The sequence below is a fragment of the Segniliparus sp. genome (assembly GCF_051660745.1).
GTDB lineage: Bacteria > Actinomycetota > Actinomycetes > Mycobacteriales > Mycobacteriaceae > Segniliparus.
In genome coordinates this window covers 19,298-38,530 of the sequence record NZ_JBOFQF010000042.1, presented here as the reverse complement: position 1 = coordinate 38,530, position 19,233 = coordinate 19,298, and the positions used below count along the sequence as shown (strand labels likewise).

Genomic DNA, 19,233 nt, shown 5'->3' with positions numbered 1-19,233 from the left:
CGCTCACATCGGCTCCGCTTTGCCGTGCTTCCAGTAGCCGACGAAGGTCACCCGGCTCTTCGGGACGCCTGCGAGGCTCACCAGATGCCTGCGCAGCCCGGTCGGCAGCGCGCTCTCGCCGACCACGAACGCATGGCCGTCCGGCGCGGGCGGCTTGGCGTGTTTCGCCTCGTGCAGGGCGAGCTCGCCGGGCTTGGCGCGGCGGTCCTTGCGCGGCAGCCACGCCACCTCGATGTTGCCGAGGCCTGCTGGGATCGGCTGCGCGTCCGCCGGGTCGGGGATCTCGACGAAGACTCTGGTCGGGATCTGCGGCCTCCGGGTCTCAAGGATCCCCATGATCGCGGGCAGGCCCGACTCGTCGGCGACGAGCAGCAGCTCGGAGGCGTCCTCGGGAGGGTTGAAGGAGCAGCCCTGGTCGAGAACGCCCAGCCGGTCTCCTGGTTTCGCGTGGCTCGCCCAGGCGCTGGCGGGGCTGTCGTCGCCGTGGGCGACCATGTCGATGTCGAGCTCTGGATCCGCCCCGCCCCGGAAGGCGCGCACCGTGTAGTTGCGCACTCGGGGCTTGTTTTTGCCCATGGCGAGGAATTGCGCGTACCAGAGGTTCGACGAGGCGGTGGGCAGGCGAAGCTCGCGGCCCGCCTCGCGCGGGAAGAAGAGCCGGAACCACTGGTCCGCGCCGAGCGGGGTGAATTTCGCGAGATCGGGGCCGCCGACGGTGACGCGTTTGATATTCGGGCTGATCTGCTCGCCGCGCAGCACTTCGAGCTGCAAGACGTGCGGGTTGTCCGGTTTGATCGGGTGGTTCATCACGCTCCATTCTGATTAAGCAAGGCTACCCAAACAAAAGCAAGGCTACCCTATGTTAGGCTTGCCTCTCGACTCACCGCCGAAGAAGCCGAAGGAGTAGATGTGACCGAGCCGCCGATCGCCTTGGAGGACATTCGCGACCAGGTGGCCCGCGTGCTGGGGAAGCCCGTCGGATCGTTGACGGAGGACAGCGACCTCATCGCCTCGGGGCTCGACTCCATCCGCATGATGTCGCTCGCGGGCAGCTGGCGCAAACAGGGCTTCGCGGTCGGGTTCGCGGAGCTCGCCGCGAGCCCGACCTTGGAGCGCTGGCACGAGATTCTGCGCGCCGCGCCGAGGCTCGTTTCGCGGTCGGCGCCCGCGCCCGAGCAGCAGGCGGAAGAGGCCGAGGAGGAGGCAGCGGCATTCCCGCTCGCCCCGATGCAGCACGCGCAATGGGCGGGCCGGGACGGCGGCCAACGCCTCGGCGGCGTCGCCGCGCATCTCTACGTCGAGTTCGACGGCGCCGGGCTCGACCCGTACCGCCTCGCCGCCGCCGTGGACCAGCTCGTCCAGCGCCACCCCATGCTGCGGGCCCAGATCCTGCCCGACGGCACGCAGCGGGTGTTGCCGAGCCTGGCGAAGCCCGCTTTCGCCGCTGTGGACTTGCGCGAGGCGGGCGAGGACGAGGCGCGGCTCCGGCTCGCCGAGATCCGCGCGGCCAAGAGCTGCCAGCGGCTCGCGGTGCACGAGGGGCAGGTGATCGACGTCCTCCTCGTCTCATTGCCGCCGCTGCCCGCGGCCCCGGGCGCGCGGAGCAGGCTGTGCCTGGACGTCGACATGGTCGCCGCCGACGCGATGAGCTACCGCGTGCTGGTCGCCGACCTCGCCGCGCTCTACCGGGGAGCGCCGCTCGAAAAGCTCCAGCGCACGTTCCGCCAGCACCTTGTCGGGCGGCTCGCCGCCCGCGACGAAGCCGCCGAGGCCGACCGGCTCTGGTGGGCGCAGCGGCTCGACGAGATGCCCTCGCCGCCGCAGCTGCCCGTCGTGGACGGGTCGGACCACGCGCCGGACGCGCGCACGGTCCGCCACCACCACTGGGTCGGCCCCGAGCGAAAAGCTGCGCTGTACGCCCGCTGCCACGAGCACGGGGTCACCCCGGCGATGGCGCTCGCGTCGGTCTTCGCGGCGGCGGTCGGCAACTGGTCCGCGAACTCGAAGTTCCTGCTCAACCTGCCGTTGTTCACCAGGGAGGCTTCGGAGGGCCTCGACCTCGTGGTCGGCGACTTCACCTCGTCGGTGCTGCTCGATGTCGACCTCTCGCAGCCCGCGACGGTCGGCGAGCGCGCCAACGCGGTGCAGCGGGCCTTCCACACAGCCGCCGCGCACAGCGCGTACGCGGGGCTCTCCGTGTTGCGCGACCTCAGCCGCTTGCACGGCGAACAGGTGCTCGCCGACGTGGTGTACACGAGCGCGATCGGTTTGGGCGAGCTGTTCGCGGAATCGACGGCCCAAGCATTCGGCAACCCGGTGCACATCATCTCGCAGGGCCCGCAAGTGGCGCTCGACGCGCAGGTCACGGAGGTCTCGGGCGGGTTGCTGCTGAACTGGGACGTGCGCGAGCCGCGCCTTCGCCCAGGCGTGGCCGAGGCGATGTTCGCCTGGTACGCGGCCGAAGTCGACCGGCTCGCGGACGACCCGGCGCATTGGTCGGCGCCGTCTGGCGCCGGGGCGTTGCCGCAGGAGCAGCGGGCGGTGCGCGAAGCGCTGCGCGCACCCGGTCTCGCGCCTTCTCGGGGTTCTGGGCAGACGCTGCACGGCGGTTTCTTCGAGCGGGCCGAAGAGGACCCCGACGCGGTCGCCGTGATCGCGCAGGACGGCACGTCCGTCAGCTACGGCGAGCTGCGCGGGCAAGCGCTCGCGGTCGCGGGCGCGCTCGTGGACATGGGGGTCAGGCGCGGCGACGCGGTCGCGGTCGCCCTGCCCAAAGGGGCCGCGCAAACGCCTGCGCTCCTCGGCGTCCTCGCGGCGGGCGGCGTGTACGTCCCGGTCGGAGTCGACCAGCCGCTCGCGCGCCGCCAGCAGATGTCGCGCGCCGCAGGGGCGCGGGCGGCCATCGTCGAGACGGCGGCGGACCAGTGCGCCCCGGACGTGCCCGCCGTCGAGATCGCGCGGGCGGCCCTGCACTGCAGGCCGCTGCCGCAGCCGGTGCCCGCGACCTCGGACGACCTTGCCTACGTGCTGTTCACCTCCGGCTCGACCGGCGTGCCCAAAGGCGTCGAGCTGCGCCACGGGGCGCCGATGAACACCATCGCGGCTGTTGTGGACAAATTCGCGATCACGGGGGCGGACCGATGTTTGTCCCTCTCGCCGCTGGAGTGCGATTGGTCGGTGTTCGACCTTTTCGGCATGCTCTCGGCAGGCGGGTCGGTCGTCGTCGTCGATGAGGCCTCGCGCCGCGAGCCTGCGCTGTGGGCGGAGCTGATCCGCGAGCACGAGGTCACGTACCTCGGCTGGATGCCCGGCTGGCTCGACCTGCTGCTCGACGCCTCGACCGGCCCGCTCCCGTCGCTGCGCGCTGTGCTCGCGGGCGGCGACTGGGTGAGCGCGGATCTGCCGCGCAGGTTGCGCGCCCGAGCCCCTCGGACGCGTTTCGCGGGCCTCGGCGGGGCGACCGAGACGGCGATCCACTCCACAGCGCACGAGACGACGGACCCGCCCGCGCACTGGCGGTCCATCCCGTTCGGCGCCCCGCTCGCCGGGGTCGCGTGCCGCGTGGTGAATCCGCGCGGCGAGGACTGCCCGGACTGGGCGGTGGGGGAGTACTGGGTCGGCGGCGAGGGGATCGCCAACGGCTACCGGGGCGATCCCGAGCGCACTGCCGAGCGGTTCGTCCGCCAGGGCGGCGAGCGGTGGTACCGCACCGGCGACCTCGTGCGGTCCTGGCCGGACGGGACCATCGAATTCGTCGGGCGCGCGGACCACCGGGTCAAAGTGCGCGGCTACGGCGTCGAGCTCGGCGACGTGGAGACCGCGCTGCGCCGCGTCCCCGGCGTGGCACGGGCGGTGGCCGTCACGTTGGAGGCGGTCGTGTCGGGAAAGACGGCGACCAGGCTCGCGGCCATTGTTTCCCGAGAAGCCGGGTCCCGAGAAGCCGGGCCTGCGGATGCTCTCGACGCCGCGCGGGTGCGCGCCGCGCTGGAACACGAGCTGCCCGCGCACATGATCCCCGAGACGGTCGTTGTCGTCGACGAGATGCCGCTGACCTTGGTCGGGAAGCTCGACCGGGCGGCCGCGCGCAGGCTGGCGGAGGAGGTCGGGCCCGAGTCGGGCGAGACGGCGCCGCGCACCAGGCTCGAAGCGGCGCTCGCGCATGTCCTGCACGAGGTGCTCGACCGGCGAATCGGCGTGGACGAGGACTTCTTCCGCTTCGGGGTCGACTCGGTCTTCGCGATCAAGGCGGTGGCGCGGATCCGCGAATGGCTCGACGCGCCCTCGGCCTCTGTCGCCGACTTCTTCGCCGCGCGCACCGTCGCAGGCCTCGCCCGCAGGCTGGCGGAGCGGGAGGAGGGCCCGGAGCGGCTCGAACAAGTCGCCGAGATCTATCTCGAAGTCGCCGCCATGTCGGCGGACGAAGTCATGGCCCAGATCAACGCGGCCCAGGTCGACGAGGAGAACAGCTATGCCCGTTAACGCCGGTTGGATCAGGCAATTCCACCGCCCGTCGGCGGCAGAGACAGAGCACCGCCACCGCCCGTCGGCGGCAGAGACAGAGCACCGCCACAAGCCCGGCAGCGAGCTGCCATTGCTCCTGGTGTTCCCGCACGCGGGCAGCGGGGCCTCCGCGTACCGCTCGCTGTCCCAGGCCGCGAAGGGCGACTTCGAGGTCGTGCTCTTCCAGTACCCCGGCCGCCAGGACCGGGCGCAGGAGCCCGCCCTCGCGACCCTTCCGGAGATCGCCGCCGGAGCCTTCACCGCGTTCGAATCCTCCCCATGGTCGGGGCGCGGCGACGGGATGACGCTTGTCGGACACAGCATGGGCGCGCTGGTCGCGTTCGAGTTCGCCCGCCTCGCGGAGCGTGCCGGGCTGCGTCCGCGAACGCTGTGCGCCACCGCCTCGACTGCCCCGCACCTCGTCGAAGCCCTGCCGCCGCATCCGCAGGACGACCAAGCGATCCTCGACCACCTCGTCGCGCTCGACGGGATGGCGGACAACGTCCTGGCGAGCCAGGAGCTGCTGCGGATGGCGCTGCCCGTGGTGAAGAAGGACTACGCGGCGTTCGACGCGTACGCCTGCTCGCCGCCGAGCGCCGCGATTGCCGCCGCGATCATGGCGTTCGGCGGCGAGGACGACCATATGGTCCCCATGGGCGGGCTGCGGGCGTGGTCGGTCCACAGCGGCCCCGGATTCCGCGTCCGCCAGTTCCCGGGCGGGCATTTCTTCGTCAACGGACACTGGCCCCAGATCGTCCACGAACTGGCGGGCGCCGAGTCGGCCGGCGCCGAGGAGCTCGTCTCATGACCGGCCACGACGACCGGGACCCCGTCGTCGTCTCCGGCTTCGCCGTCGAGACTCCCGGCGGGGTCGACAGCCTCGACGGGTTCTGGTCCCTCATCGCCGGGGGCCGAGAGGCGATCACGCCGTTCCCGAGAGACCGGGGCTGGCCGGTCGGCGAGCTCCTCGCGCTGGGGCGGCTCGACGGCTGGGGGGCGGTCTGCGACGCGGGCGGCTTCCTCGACGGCGCGGCGGAGTTCGACCCCGCGTTCTTCGGGATCTCCCCGCGCGAGGCGGCCGCGATGGACCCGCAGCAGCGGGTCGCGCTGCGGGTCGCGTGGCGCGCGCTGGAGCACGCCGGGGTCAACCCGGGCTCGCTCGCAGGCGAAGACCTCGGCTGCTACCTCGGGGCGTACGTCAGCGGCTACGGGATGTTCGCGGACATGGTCAACGAGCACAGCGGCCACCTCGCGCTGGGGACCTCGCTCGGAGCCGTCGCGGGGCGGGTCTCCCACCATCTCGGCGCGGTCGGCCCCTCCCTCACCGTCGACACGATCTGCGCCTCCTCGCTCACCGCGATCGGACTGGCGGTGAGCGCGATCCGCGCGGGCGACTGCGACTGGGCGCTCGCGGGAGGGGTGAGCGTCATGGGCGGCCCCGGCGCGTTCTTCGAGTTCGCCAAGCAGGGCGCGCTCTCGCCAGACGGGCATTGCCGGTCCTACTCGGACGGGGCGAACGGGACGCTCTGGGGCGAAGGAGCCGGGATCTTCCTGCTCGAGCCGAAGTCGCGGGCGATCTCGGCCGGGCGGCGCGTGCACGGGGAGATCCGCTCGGTCGGCGTCGGCCATTGCGGTCGGGGCGCGAACATCGCCGCCCCCAGCGCAGCCGCGCAGGAGCGGCTGATCCGCAGGACGCTCGGCAACGCCGCGATCCCCGCGGCCTCGGTCGGGCTGGTCGAGGGCCACGGCACCGCGACCGCGCTCGGCGACCCGGTCGAGCTCGCCGCGCTGCAGAGCGTCTACGGCTCCGAGCCGACGGCCCTCGGCTCGCTCAAGTCCAACATCGGGCACGCGCAGGCCGCCTCGGGCGCGCTCGGCCTCGCCAAGGTGCTCCTCTGCGGAGCGAAAGGCCAGATCGCCCCGACCAGGTACGCGGACACGCCGACGACCGCGTTCGACTGGGCGCGGGGCGGGATGCGCCTCGCGGAGGGCCTCGAGCCGTGGGAGCCTGCGGGCGGGACGCGTTACGGCGCGGTCTCCTCGTTCGGGCTGAGCGGCACGAACGCGCACGCGGTCGTCGCCATGCCGGTCCACAAGGAGGCGAAATGACCGCCGAAACGACGAGGCTCCCGGACGGGAGCGTCCCGGTGCTGCTCTCGTCCCATGTCGAGGAGCTTCTGCGCGAGGAGGCCGCGTCGATCTGCGCGTACCTCGAGGCGCACGAGGACGTCGGCCCCGCCGAGGTCGCCTCGGCCCTCGCCGCGACCCGCCCGATCCGCAGGCACCGCGCCCTCGTGGCCGCGAAGGACCGGGACGGGCTGATCGCCGCGCTGCGCGCGTTCGCGGCGGACGGCGAGGCTCCGGGGACTGTCGTTGCCTCGGGGTCCGGCTCGCCCAAAGTCGCCTTCGTCTACCCGGGCCAGGGCAACCAGCGCCGGGGGATGGGCAAGGTCTGCTACGAGCGGTCGGAGGCGTTCCGGGCCGAAACCGATCGGTGCGACCGCGTCTTCCAGGAGTGCTTCGGGATCTCCCCGTTGGACTACCTCCTCGACCGGGGCCCGGACCTCGGCGGCTCGGCCCGCGTCGTCCAGCCCGCGCTGTTCCTCCAAATGATGGGGTTGACCGCGATGTGGCGCGCGGCGGGCGTCGAGCCGGGGGCGACGGTTGGCCACAGCCTCGGTGAGCTGGTCGCCGCGCACGTCGCGGGCATGATCGGCCTGCGCGACGCGATCACCGTGGTCATGCTGCGCGCCGAGCTGATCGAGCGGTTGATCGCCGACGGGTTCGCCATGGCGGTCCTCGGCGTGGACCGCGAGGCCTGCGAGGCGCTCATCGCCCGCCAGCCCGGCTGGGCAGAGGTTTCCGTGGTGAATTCGGCGCATCTCGTCGGCCTCTCGGGCGACGAGCAGACGGTGGCGCGGATCGTGGCCGAGGCCCAAGGCGCAGGTGTGTTCGCCCGCCAGATCCGGGTCCCCTACCCGGCGCATATCTCGATGGTGAACCAGTTCCGGGAGGCGTGGTCCGATGCCTTCGCGGGCAGGCTCGAACATCCCGAGCTGCTCGGCTCCCCGACGCCCTGCGTCGGCGGCTGCACCGGCGACGCGCTCCCCGAAGGGGCCGACAGCGCCGAGTACTGGTTCCGGACCTTGCGCAACGTCGTGCGGTTCGACCTCGCGGTCGCGAAAGCCGTCGAGCTCGGCGTCGAGGTGTTCGTCGAGATCTCCGAGCACCCGATGCTGCTGCTCGCGATGCTGGAGACCGCGCATGCGGCGCGGCCCGCGAAGCCGCCCGTGGTCGTCGGCACGTCCCGGCGCACTACGGAGGACCTGGGCGAGTTCACTCGCAATGTCGTGGCTGTCGCAGTCGGCGACCCGAAGTTCCCATGGCCCGCCTGGCCCGGCCGCGCGCCCTTGCCGGGCTTCCCGCCCGTGCGGATGCAGAAACTCAAGCTCTGGGCGCACGCGCCTGCTGCGCCGGTCGCGCCTGCTCCTCAGGCGAAGGCGGAGGAGCTCTCGGGGCCCGCGCCGCAGGCTCTGATCTCGGATCCCGCTCCCGAGGCCGCCGCGCGGGCGCTCGGGCCGGAGGAGCTGGCCGAGCTCGTGCGGGCCGAGGTGACGCGCGTGATGGGGGCGGGCGAGGAGGATTTCGAGCTTGACGGCTCCGAGCCGCTGGTGCTGCTCGGCCTCGACTCGATGCAGGCACTGGAGCTGCGCAAACGGGTGCAGGAGAGGTTCGGGCGGGAAGTGCCGCTCACGGCGCTGATGGCCGGGGCCTCGCTCGACGAGGTCGTGGAGATGATGACGCAAACACACATGCAAACAACACAGTCGCACACGGAGGTGGCGTATGCCTGAGGACCTGTTGGAGCGCCGCCGAGATCTCATGCGGCAGCGACTCGCCGAGCGGGGCGTCGCGCCCGCCATCGCGGCGCAGCCGCCCGCCGAGACAGAGCAGGCCCGGCAGGCCTCGACACTGACGGCGGGGCAACGCCGCATGTGGCTGGCGCAGAGCCAAGACCCGCAGTCGGGCGTCCTCAATGTCTGTCTCGGCTTCCGCCTGGTCGGCGGGCTCGATCCCGAGGCGTTGCGCGGCGCCGTTGCGGCGGTCGCCGAGCGGCACGCGGTCCTGCGCACCGTCTACGGGCTGGGCGCGGACGGCGAGCCGCAGGCCGAGGTCCGCGCCGACCTCGCTCCGGCATTCGTGCTGCACGACCTCGCCGATCTGCCCGATCAGGCGCGGGCACAGCGCCTCAAGGTGCTCGCGCGACGGGATTTCGCCAGGCCTTTCGACTTGTCCGCCGAGTCGCCGCTGCGCGTCGGCGTGTTCCGGCTCGCAGCGGACGAGCACGTCCTGGCGCTGACCGCCCACCACATTGCATGGGACGACGACTCGTGGTCGGTGTTCTTCCATGATCTGGACGCCGCGTACTGCGGGGCCGCATTGCCCGCGCTCGCGCCGGAGCCGCCCGCGCGGGCAGCCTCCGCGCAGAGCGTCGAGCACTGGCGCGGCGAGCTCGCCGCGCTCCCCGAGCCGTTGGAGCTGCCGGGGGCGGCAGGCGGTGTCGGCGACACGTCGCCGCGCGCGGGCAGGCACCAGGTCGCAGCCTCGGCGGAGCTGATGGCTCGGCTGGAAGAGGTCGCCAAGGAAGCGGGGGCCACGCCGTTCATGGTGCTCCTCGCCGCGTTCGCGGCGGCGGCGCGCAGGCATTGCCCCGCGTACGAGGGGAACAGGTACGAGGGGAACAGCGACGACGAGTTCTATGTCGCGGTCCCGGTCGGCGGCCAGGGCGGGGCCGGGGCGCGGATCGGCTACTTCGGCAATGTGCTGCTGCTGCGCCTCGCGGCGGGCCCGCACGACTCGCTGCGCTCGCTCGTGGCGCGAGTGCGCGAGAAATGCCTCGGCGGGTTCGCACATCAGGACCTCGATCTGAGCGAAGCGGTGTCCGTCGGGGCCCCGGGGACGGCGGAAGCCGCGCGTCTCGGGTTCAGCGTCCGAAACGCGGACCTGGGGCTGCGCCTCGGCGGGATGTCCGCCGAGCGGGTCGACCTGCGCTCGCCCGCGACGCAGTTGCCGCTGTCGGTCGCCGTGGAGCGCGCCGCAGGGGGAGCGCTGATCGAGGTGGAGCACCGCGCCGATATCGTGCCCGACGAGGTCGCTGCCGGATTCGCCCGCCGCTACCTGCGGCTCCTCGCGAACGCGCTCGCCGAGCCGGACCGACCGCTGCGGCAGATCGACCTGTTCGGCGAGGAACGCGCAGACGAGATCGCGTGCTCCTGCGGCGAGCCCGCGCCCCGCGACGCGAACCTGCTGCACGTGCTGGTCGAGCAGCAGACCGCCGCGGCCCCGGACTCGGTCGCGCTGGCCTGGGACCGGGGCGAGCTGAGCTACCGCGAGCTGGGCGCCCGCGCGAACCGGCTCGCACGGTGGCTGGCAGGCAGGGGAATCGGGGCCGAGGACGTGGTGGCGCTGCGCGTCGGCGCCTCGCCCGAGTTCACCACGGCGGTCCTCGCCGTGCTCAAAGCGGGCGGGGCGTACCTGCCGGTGGACCCCGCCTACCCGGCGGAGCGGATCGAGCACATGCTCGCGGACGCGCGGGCGGCGCTGGTGCTCGACGCCGATGCCCTGGCCGAGGCGCAGGCGGAAGCCGCAGGCCTCCCCGACCACGACCTCGCCGACGCGGATCGGGTCCGCCCGTTGCGGCCGGAGAACTTGGCCTACATCGTGTACACCTCCGGCTCGACCGGGCGGCCGAAGGGCGTGGCGGTGGCGCACCGGGAGATCGCCGCGCACACCAGCGCGATGTCGCGCAGCTACGGGATCGGCCCGGACGACCGGCTGGTCCAGCTGGCCTCGGTCAGCTTCGACGCCTCGTTGTCCGAGATCTTCGTGCCGCTCGTCGCGGGCGGGCGAGTGGTGGTCCCCGAACCGGGGACCGCGACGGACGTCCCGGCGCTCGCCGCCCTCGTCGCGCGGCACGGCGTGACGGTGATGCACATGGTCCCGTCGCTGCTCGACGCGGTGCTCGCGCTGCCAGAGGCGGGCGCGTTGCGGACCCTGCGCCGGGTGCCGGTCGGCGGCGAAGCCCTCGGCGGGGAGCTCGCGGCCAAGGCGAGCGCCCTGTGGGGGGTCGAGCTCGACAACTTCTACGGGCCGACCGAGGCAGTGGTGTGCGCCACCGGCCAGCTCGGCTGCTGTCCTTCCGGGGCCGGAGCGGTCCCGATCGGCGCGCCGCTAGCGGGGGCCCGCGCGTACCTCCTAGACGAAGCCCTCGAGCTGGTCCCGCAAGGCGTGGTCGGCGAGATCTACCTCGGCGGCGAGCACCTTGCCCGCGGCTATCTCGGCGCGCCCGCGCTCACGGCGCAGCGGTTCGTGGCCGACCCGTTCCTGCCCGGCGCGCGGATGTACCGCACCGGCGACCTCGCCAGGCGCAACGCCGCAGGCCAGCTGGAGTTCGTCGGCAGGGCGGACGAGCAGGTCAAAATCCGGGGCTTCCGCATCGAGCTCGGCGAGGTGGCCGCCGCCGTGGCGGCCCACCCCGCCGTGGCGCAATGCGTCGTCGTCGCGGCCGATCTGCCAGGCGCTGGACGGGCGCTGGTCGCGTACGCGGTCCCGAGCTCCGGCGCATTCGACCCCGCACAGGTGAAAGCCCAAGCGGCCACAGTGCTGCCCGTCTCGATGCGCCCCGCCGTCGTGATGGCGGTGGACGCGATACCGCTCGCCCCGAGCGGGAAGCTCGACCGCCGGGCGCTGCCCGAGCCGCAGATCGAGCCTGCGGCAGAGTTCCGCGAGCCCGAGACCGAGGACGAGCGCAGGCTCGCCGAGATCTTCGCGGGCGTGCTCGGCACGCCCCGGGTCGGCGCGGACGACTCGTTCTTCGACCTCGGCGGGCATTCGTTGCTCGCCACCCGGCTGGTCGCGCGGATCCGGGCCGAGTTCGGCGTGGAGCTGGCCGTGCGGGCGCCGTTCGACGCGCCGACCCCGGCGGAGCTCGCGGCGGTCCTCGCCACCTGCCGCCGGTCCTCGGCGGGGGAGGCGCTCGAGAGACGTCCAAGGCCGCAGCGCCCGCCCTTGTCGCACGCGCAGCTGGCCATCTGGTTCCAGCAGCGCCTCGGCGGCGGGACGATACTGAACATCCCGTTCGCGGCGCGGCTGACAGGCCCGTTGGACGCGGAAGCCCTCGCCGCGGCGTTCGGGGACGTGATCCGCCGCCACGAAGTGCTGCGCACGACGTTCCCGGACGTGGATGGCGCCCCGTACCAGCTCGTGGGCGACCCCGTTCCGTTCGCGTTCTCGACCGGGGTCCGCGACCATGTCTTCGACCTCGCCGCCGAGCCGCCGATCCGAGCCGAGCTCGTGCGCGTCGGCCCGCAGGAGCACATGCTCACGACCGTGGTCCACCACATCGCCGCCGACCACTGGTCGGCCGGGGTCCTCTTCGCGGACCTGAGCGCCGCGTACCAGGCCAGGGTCCGGGGCTTCGCGCCCGCATGGGAGCCGCTCGCGGCGCAGTACGCGGACTTCGCGCTGTGGCAGAGGCAGCTGCTGGAGTCCGGCGAGCACCTGGACTACTGGACCGGCGCGCTCGCGGGCGCGCCGAGGCGGCTCGACGTGGCGCACGACAAGCCGCGCCCCGCCGTGCTCGGCTTCGCGGGCGGCGCGGTCGAGGCCGAGGTTCCCCGTGATGTCGTCCGGCGGCTGCGCGATCTGGCCCGGGCCGAGTCGGCCAGCGAGTTCATGGCGCTGCACGCGGCTGTGGCGCTCGTGTTGCGCCAGTTCGGCGCGGGCGCGGACATCCCGGTCGGCGCACCGGTCGCGGGCCGCGCGGACCTCGGGACGAGCGGTTTGGTCGGTGTGTTCGCCAATATGGTGGTGCTGCGCGCCGACGTCTCCGGCGATCCGACCGCCAGGGAGCTCGTCCGCCGGTCTCGGGAGGTCGCCCTCGCCGCGTACCAGCATCAGGACCTGCCGGTCGAACGGCTCGTCGAGGCGATCAGCCCGCCGCGCTCGCGCTCGCACAACCCGCTGTTCCAGGTGATGCTGCACTACCGCGAGTCCGGGGCCGCGCTGCCCTCGTTCGGCGGCGAGGTCGAGGCGGAGCTCCTCCGGCTGCCCTTCGACACCGCGTACCTGGACCTGAGCTTCAACTTCTTCACCTCGTCCGAGGGGCTCTCGGCAGGAGTGGTCTACAACGCCGACCTGTACGAGCGCGCGACGGCGCAGCGCCTCCTCGCGGAGCTGCTCCGCGTGCTGGAGACGTTCGCAGGCGAGCCGGACGAGCGGGTCGGCGCGTGCTTCGGCGCGGCCCCCGAGCCTGCTCAGGCAGCTGCCGAGGAGCACGACGACAGTCCGCCGCAGACACCGACCGAGCGCGTGCTCGCGACACTGCTCGAAGAGCTTTTGGAGATCGACGGCATCCGTCGGGGCGACGGGTTCTTCGCGCTCGGCGGGGACAGCGTCCTCTCGGTCCAATGGGCCAGGCGGGCGAACGACGCGGGGTTGGCGCTCACGCCGCAGCTGGTCTTCGAGCACCACGCCCTCGCCGACCTCGCCGCCGCCGTGGACGAGGCAGGCCACTCGTCCGAGCGCAGCGCCGACCGGGGCCACGCGCCGATGAGTGTCTCAGGCCTCTCCGAGGACGTGCTGGCCTCGTTGGCCGAGTCGTGGGAGGCAGCCCTATGACCGCCTCCCAGACCGCGCCCGCCCGCATCGATGACGTGCTCGCGCTCAGCCCGATGCAAGCCGGGCTGTTCGCCCTCGCGAAGCTCGCGGAGGGCGGGGTCGACCTCTACACGATGCAGCTCGTCGTCGATGTCGAGGGCCCGCTGGACGCGGACCGCCTGCGCCGCAGCGCCCAGGCCTTGCTCGACCGCCACCCGAACCTGAGGGCCTCGTTCTGGGACCGCGATCTGCCGAAGCCGGTGCAGATCGTCCCGGACCGGGCGACGCTGCCCTGGCGGGAGCGCGCGGCCTCGCCGGAGGAGCTGGACGAGATCGCGCTCGCCGAGCGGCGCGAGCCCTTCGACCTCGAGCGCGGCCCCGCCCTGCGCCTCGTGCTGCTCGCGCTGCCGGGCGGCCGCCGCAGGCTGATCGTGACCGCGCACCACATCCTCATGGACGGTTGGGCGATGGCAGTCTTCTTCCAGGAGCTCGTCGCGCTCTACCAGGGGCAGGAGCTGCCCGAGCCCCGGCCGTACCGCGACTACATCGGCTGGCTGGCGGACCAGGACCACGAGGCGGCGCTGCGCGTCTGGCGCGAGCACCTCGCCGGGGCGGCCCCGCTCATGCTCGCCGCGGGCGGCGAACGGGCAGGCGCGGTCCCGGAGAAGACGACGCTCGCGTTGGACGAGGCGGAGACCGAGCGGATCGCCGCCTGGGCGAGGTCGAACGGGCTGACGATGAGCACGGTCGTGCAATACGCCTGGGCCGTGCTGCTCGGCAGGCTGGCCGACCGCGCGGACGTGGTGTTCGGCTCGGTCGTCTCCGGCAGGCCCGAGGCCGTCGCGGGCGTGGAGTCCATGGTGGGCCTGTTCATCAACACGGTCCCGTCGCGGATCCGGGTCGATCCGGCGCGCTCGGCCCTCGAACAGTGCGCCCAGCTGCAGCGCGAGTCGGCCGCCTTGCGCGATGTCGGCCACCTGAGCCTGTCCGAGGTGCAGCGGGCGTGCGGCCAAGGCGCGCTCTTCGACACGCTGTTCGTGTACGAGAACGCGCCGCTCGGCGACGCGACCGCCGTGGTCGAGCTGGCCGACGGGGCTCGGCTGCGCCCGGTGGAGATGGAGAGCCTCGCGCACTACCCGCTCGCGATCGTGCCGCTCGTCCACCAAGGCCGATTGGTCGTCACCGCCGAGGCGGCGCCCGGCGCGTTGCCGGTGGACGCGCGGCAGCTGGTCGAGCGGCTGCTCTCGGTCGTGCGGCAGTTGCCCGCGCGCGCCGACAACAGCCCCGACGATCTGGACGTGCTGCTGCCGGGGGAGCGCCAGCGGATCCTCGTGGCGAGCGCTGTCCCCGGCCTTCCGCCCGAGCGGGCAGGCGTCGCGCAGCTCCTGTGGGCGCAGGCCGACAAGACCCCCGACGCGGTGGCGCTGTCGTGGTCGGGGGGATCGCTCACCTACCGGGAGCTCGCACAGCGGGCCGCGCGGATCGCGGGCTGGCTCGCCATGCGCGGCGTCGGGCAGGAGTCTGTCGTCGCGCTGCGCCTGCCGCGTTCGCCGGAGTTCGTCGTCGCGATTTTCGGCGTGCTCGCCGCCGGAGCCGCGTATGTGCCGGTGGACCCCGCGCTGCCGAAGGCCAGGATCGAGTCCATCCTGCGCCAGGCCGCGCCGTCGCTGGTGCTCGACGAGGGCGTCCTTGGCTTCGAGGGGCCCGCGATGGAGCCGGTCCGCGTCCACCCCGACCAGGCCGCATACGTGATCTTCACGTCTGGCTCCACCGGCGAGCCGAAAGGCGTCGTCGGCACGCATCGGGCGCTCGTGGGCTACGTCCGCGACCACGGGGAGCGGATGCTGCGCCCCGCCCAGGAGCGTCTCGGCAGGCCGCTCAAGATCGCGCACGCTTGGTCGTTGAGCTTCGACGCCTCGTGGCAGCCGCTCGCGGGGCTGCTGGGCGGGCACGCCGTGCACCTTTTCGGCGAGGAGGAGATGCGCGACGCGCAGCGCCTGGCCGCCGGGATCGCCGAGCGCGGCCTCGACATGATCGACACGTCGCCGTCGATGCTTTCCCAGCTCGATCTGCCGCAGCTCGCGGTGCTCGCGCTCGGCGGCGAGGCGCTCAGCCCCGCCCAGTGGGAGCGGCTCGCGGCCCTCCCTGCCACCGCCGCGCACAACTGCTACGGGCCAACCGAGACGACGGTGGAGGCGCTGGTCGCCGCCGTCGCGGAGCATGCCGAGCCGGTGATCGGCCGCCCGACACGGGGGATGGCCGCGTACGTTCTGGACTCCGGGCTGCGCCTCGTCCCGGACGGCGTGGTGGGGGAGCTGTACCTGTCGGGCGAGCAGCTGACCCGTGGCTACGCAGCGAACCCTGGGCGAACCGCCGAGCGGTACGTCGCCGACCCGTTCCTGCCCGGCGCGCGGATGTACCGCACCGGCGATCTCGCCCGGAGGCTCTCCTCCGGCGCGGTGCAATGCCTCGGGCGGGCGGACGAGCAGGTGAAGATCCGGGGCCACCGGATCGAAATCGGCGAGGTCGAGGCGGCCCTGCTGGCGTTGCCGCAGGTGCGCGCCGCCGCTGTGACGGCTGTGGCGCGGCCGAACGGGCACGGTGTTCATGCCTCAGTCGCCGGCGGGCACGGTGTTCATGCCTCAGTCGCCGGCGGGCTGGTTCTCGCCGCCTGCGTGGTGCTGAGGGACGGGGCTGTGCCGGACGGCGCGCGATTGCGCGCCGCGCTCGCGGAACGGCTGCCCGGCTACATGATCCCGGCGCGGATCGTGGTCCGCGACCGGCTGCCGCTCACGGCGAACGGGAAGCTGGACGCGGCGGTGCTCGCGTCGTTGCTCGCGGAATGGGCTGAGGCGGCCGAGGGCGAGGCTCCGAGCACGCAGGCAGAGCGCTTGCTCGCGGGCCTGTTGGCCGAGCAGCTCGGGGTCCGGTCGGTCTCGGCTGACCAGGACTTCTTCGATCTCGGCGTGGACAGCATCACCGCCATCGCCCTGGTGGGCAAGGCCAGGCGGGAGGGAGTGCGCGTCACGCCCCGGATGATCATGCGGGCGGGCACGGTCCGCGCGCTCGCGGCCGAGGCCGAGAGCGCTGCCGTCGCGCACGCCTGCGCGGATCCGGTCGAGCCTGCGCCGCTCCTGCCGGTCGGCCGCTGGCTGGTCGAGTTCGGCGGGTTCCGGCGGTTCGGGCAATGGCAGACCGTCCGTCTGCCTGCGGGGATCACGAAGGAGCAACTGCTCGTGCTGCTCCAGTTGCTCGTGGACAGCCATCCGATGCTGCGCTCCCGGCTCGCCGAGGCCACGTTGTCGCCCGCGCCTGTCGGAGCCGTTCGGGCAGACGACGTGCTCCGGGTCGGCGACGACGCGACGCGGGAGGTGCGCGCCGCACTGGAGCGGCTGGACCCCGAAGCAGGGTCCATGCTGCAGGCTGTGTGGCTGCCCGAGGACGAACGGCTCGTCCTTGTCGTGCACAGCCTCGTGGTGGACCCGGTGTCCTGGCAGATCATCCTCGGCGAGCTCGCGCAGTGGTGGACGGAGCTGGAACGAGGGGAGTCCCCGGCGCCGGTGGTCGAGCTCACGAGCTACGCCCAATGGTCCAAAGAGGTTTCGAGGTCCCACACGGACGAAGCGCGGCCCGAGCCGCAGGAGGCGCCGCTGGGCAGCAGGCGGCTGCGCCCAGGGCAGGACACGATGGCGGGCGCGCGGTTCGCCGTGCGCTCGTCGCGGACGACAGCGCCGCACGACCGGCTCCTCGCGGCGCTGCGCTCAGCGCTCGCCCAATGGCGCGCTCCCGTGGCGGTGGCGGTCGAGTCGCACGGCAGGCCGGACGAGCCGTGGGACGCGTCCTCGACCGTCGGGCTGTTCGCGTCGATCTCGCCGCTCATGCCCGAGCCGCAGGTGCTGTTCAACTATCTCGGCCATATCGCGGTCGCAGGGGCGCAGGAGCGTCCATGGCAGGCCGTCGTGGACTGGGAGATCTCGGACCAGCTCGCGAAGCCGGAGCCGGACCTGCCGATGCGCCACGAGCTGGCCCTCATCGCCGCGACAGTCGAGGACGGCGACGGCCCGCGCCTGGTGAGCACATGGCGTTGGCACCAGGACGTCTTCGCCGAAGAGCGGATCGCCGAGTTGCACGAGCTGTGGGAACAAGCGCTCAGGAGGCAGGCATGACCACGCTGGCTATCGTCGGAGCGGGGCCGAAAGCGGTCGCCGTCGCTGTGAAGGCCCGCGTGATGCGCGAGCTCGGCCTGCCTGCCCCTGACGTGGTCGCGGTGGAGTCCCGCTCGGTCGGCGCGCACTGGACTGCGGAGGGCGGGTGGACGGACGGCCAGCAGCGCCTTGGCACGAGCCCGGAGAAAGACCTCGGCTTCCCGTACCGGGCAGGCCTCGCCGATCCGATGCTGCGGTACAGCTGGCAGGCGTACCTGGTCGACCAGGGCGGTTTCGCGGACTGGGTGGACCGGGGCAAGCCCAACCCGAAGCACCGGGTGTGGGCGGACTACCTGCGATGGGCCGCCCGCAGAGCGGACTTGGACGTGGTGCCGGGCGCGGTGTCCTCGATCGGGTGCGAGGACGGCAGATGGCGGATTCGCGGCGAGACGACTGTATGGGCCGATGCGCTCATGCTGACCGGCCCCGGCGCCGCCGAGCGGTCCATGCTGCCGGACTGCCCGCAGGTGCTCAGCGTCGCGAGGTTCTGGCAGCTGGTGATGGGCCGCGAATTGCCGGAGGCGTTCCGGGTCGCGGTGGTCGGCGGCGGCGAGACTGCTGCCGCAGTGGTGAACGAGCTGATCGAGCACCGGGAGATCGGCGTGGTGACGGTCGTGTCCCCGAATCCGACCGTGTACACGAGGGGCGAGAGCTATTTCGAGAACACCATGTACAGCGACCCCTCGAAATGGCTGGCGCTTTCGTCGGGGGAGCGCCGCGAGCTGATCCGCAGAACGGATCGGGGAGTTTTCTCGGCGCATGTGCAGGGCGAGCTCCTGCGCGACGACCGCGTCGGCCATCTGCGCGGCAGGGTCGGCTACGCGGCGGCCAACGGCGGCCGGGTTGACCTGATGGTCCGGAACCCCGGGTCTGGCGACTCGCCCGCTTCGCAAGGGCGAGCTTTGTGTGCCTCCGGCGGAGACGCGACGCACAGTTTCGACCTGGTGGTGGACGCGGTCGGCGGGCATCCGCTGTGGTTCTTGGACCTGTTCGCGCAGGAGGCGCTCGACCTGATGGAGCTGGCCGTCGGCTGGCCGGTGACGCAGGAGGCGCTGGAGGCTTCGATCGGACACGACTTGTCGGTGACGGGCCTTCGCCCGAAACTCTTTTTGCCGAACCTCGCGGGGCCCGCGCAAGGGCCGGGTTTTCCGAACCTCAGCTGCTTGGGCCTGTTGTCCGACCGGGTCCTTGGCGGGCTCGCCGAGGACGCGGCGGCATGGGACAGGCTCGACCAGCAGGGCGCTGCGCTGGGGGCGCCGCCTGCGGGCCGCTAGGCGGGCCCGCTTCTCAGCTGGTTATTTGCCCAGCTCGCTCCAGTCTTTGACCCATTGCCGCTGCTGTCGGATCATGTCCTGCCGGGGCGTGCTGTCGGGCACTCGGATTGCCAGCAGTTTGTCGGGGGCTTCGGCGTTGCCCAAGCTCGCCGCGTTCGACATGATCAAGTCGGCGTCCGCAGAGTTCATGCGGTGCGGAATCACGAGCAGGGTGAGTTTTTTATTGTTCTGGCCCACGACGTGCATCGTGTTCGGCGGTTGGTACGGGGACGCGGTCGTCCTGATGGGTCCCTCCTGCGAGACGACGAATTTCGTGCCGGACAGCCACTCGCGCGGGTCGTATATCACCCCGCTGATATGGCCGATCTGCTCGGAGAGCGTCGGGAGCAGGCCGAGGAGCTCGACGGGCAGGGCGCGGCTGCGCGGCCACCACGCGCCGTCGACGGGCCCCAGGGTCCAGGGCTCCGGCTTCAGTCGGAGCCGAAGGGGCTGTTCGAGTTGGGTTTTTGGTGTCCGCGACATCGAGACGCTCCTGCCTCGGCCGTGGCCCGACCGGCTTCACGCCAACGACGGAGTGGCCAGCGCGGCCAAGCGCG

9 protein-coding genes are annotated in these 19,233 nt (G+C 72.6%); 7 read left to right on the top strand and 2 right to left on the bottom strand.

The features are described from left to right. Positions 1–3: 3 nt before the first annotated feature. Positions 4–807 carry a siderophore-interacting protein gene (locus ACRC20_RS14430; protein WP_438687083.1) on the bottom strand — a complete coding sequence of 268 codons (804 nt, stop codon included), beginning with the start codon at positions 805–807 and terminating at the stop codon, positions 4–6. A 102-nt stretch (positions 808–909) separates the two neighbouring features. Here ACRC20_RS14430 and ACRC20_RS14425 point away from each other — a divergent pair, with 102 nt between their 5' ends. The 7 genes from ACRC20_RS14425 to ACRC20_RS14395 are packed head-to-tail and all read left to right on the top strand — an operon-like array spanning position 910 to position 18,637. Next, positions 910–4,479, top strand: a complete 3,570-nt coding sequence (locus ACRC20_RS14425; protein WP_438687082.1) for an amino acid adenylation domain-containing protein — start codon at positions 910–912, stop codon at positions 4,477–4,479. Beyond that, positions 4,469–5,308 carry a thioesterase II family protein gene (locus ACRC20_RS14420; protein WP_438687081.1) on the top strand — a complete coding sequence of 280 codons (840 nt, stop codon included), beginning with the start codon at positions 4,469–4,471 and terminating at the stop codon, positions 5,306–5,308. The genes ACRC20_RS14425 and ACRC20_RS14420 overlap by 11 nt, the downstream gene beginning before the upstream one ends. Continuing rightward, entirely contained in the window at positions 5,305–6,609 is a 1,305-nt protein-coding gene (locus tag ACRC20_RS14415) for a polyketide synthase (RefSeq protein WP_438687080.1), read from the top strand. The genes ACRC20_RS14420 and ACRC20_RS14415 overlap by 4 nt, the downstream gene beginning before the upstream one ends. Continuing rightward, complete coding sequence (locus ACRC20_RS14410; RefSeq protein WP_438687079.1) at positions 6,606–8,354, top strand: acyltransferase domain-containing protein; 1,749 nt, start codon at positions 6,606–6,608, stop codon at positions 8,352–8,354. The genes ACRC20_RS14415 and ACRC20_RS14410 overlap by 4 nt, the downstream gene beginning before the upstream one ends. Then, complete coding sequence (locus tag ACRC20_RS14405) at positions 8,347–13,179, top strand: amino acid adenylation domain-containing protein (protein ID WP_438687078.1); 4,833 nt, start codon at positions 8,347–8,349, stop codon at positions 13,177–13,179. Before ACRC20_RS14410 ends, ACRC20_RS14405 begins: the two co-directional genes overlap by 8 nt. Next, positions 13,176–17,324 carry an amino acid adenylation domain-containing protein gene (locus tag ACRC20_RS14400; protein WP_438687077.1) on the top strand — a complete coding sequence of 1,383 codons (4,149 nt, stop codon included), beginning with the start codon at positions 13,176–13,178 and terminating at the stop codon, positions 17,322–17,324. The genes ACRC20_RS14405 and ACRC20_RS14400 overlap by 4 nt, the downstream gene beginning before the upstream one ends. Continuing rightward, positions 17,321–18,637 carry a SidA/IucD/PvdA family monooxygenase gene (locus ACRC20_RS14395; RefSeq protein WP_438687076.1) on the top strand — a complete coding sequence of 439 codons (1,317 nt, stop codon included), beginning with the start codon at positions 17,321–17,323 and terminating at the stop codon, positions 18,635–18,637. The genes ACRC20_RS14400 and ACRC20_RS14395 overlap by 4 nt, the downstream gene beginning before the upstream one ends. Positions 18,638–18,658: 21 nt before the next feature. Here ACRC20_RS14395 and ACRC20_RS14390 read toward each other — a convergent pair whose 3' ends face one another. Continuing rightward, positions 18,659–19,159 (bottom strand): DUF5994 family protein, encoded by a 501-nt coding sequence (locus tag ACRC20_RS14390; protein ID WP_438687075.1) that lies wholly within the window; start codon positions 19,157–19,159, stop codon positions 18,659–18,661. Positions 19,160–19,233: the final 74 nt, after the last annotated feature.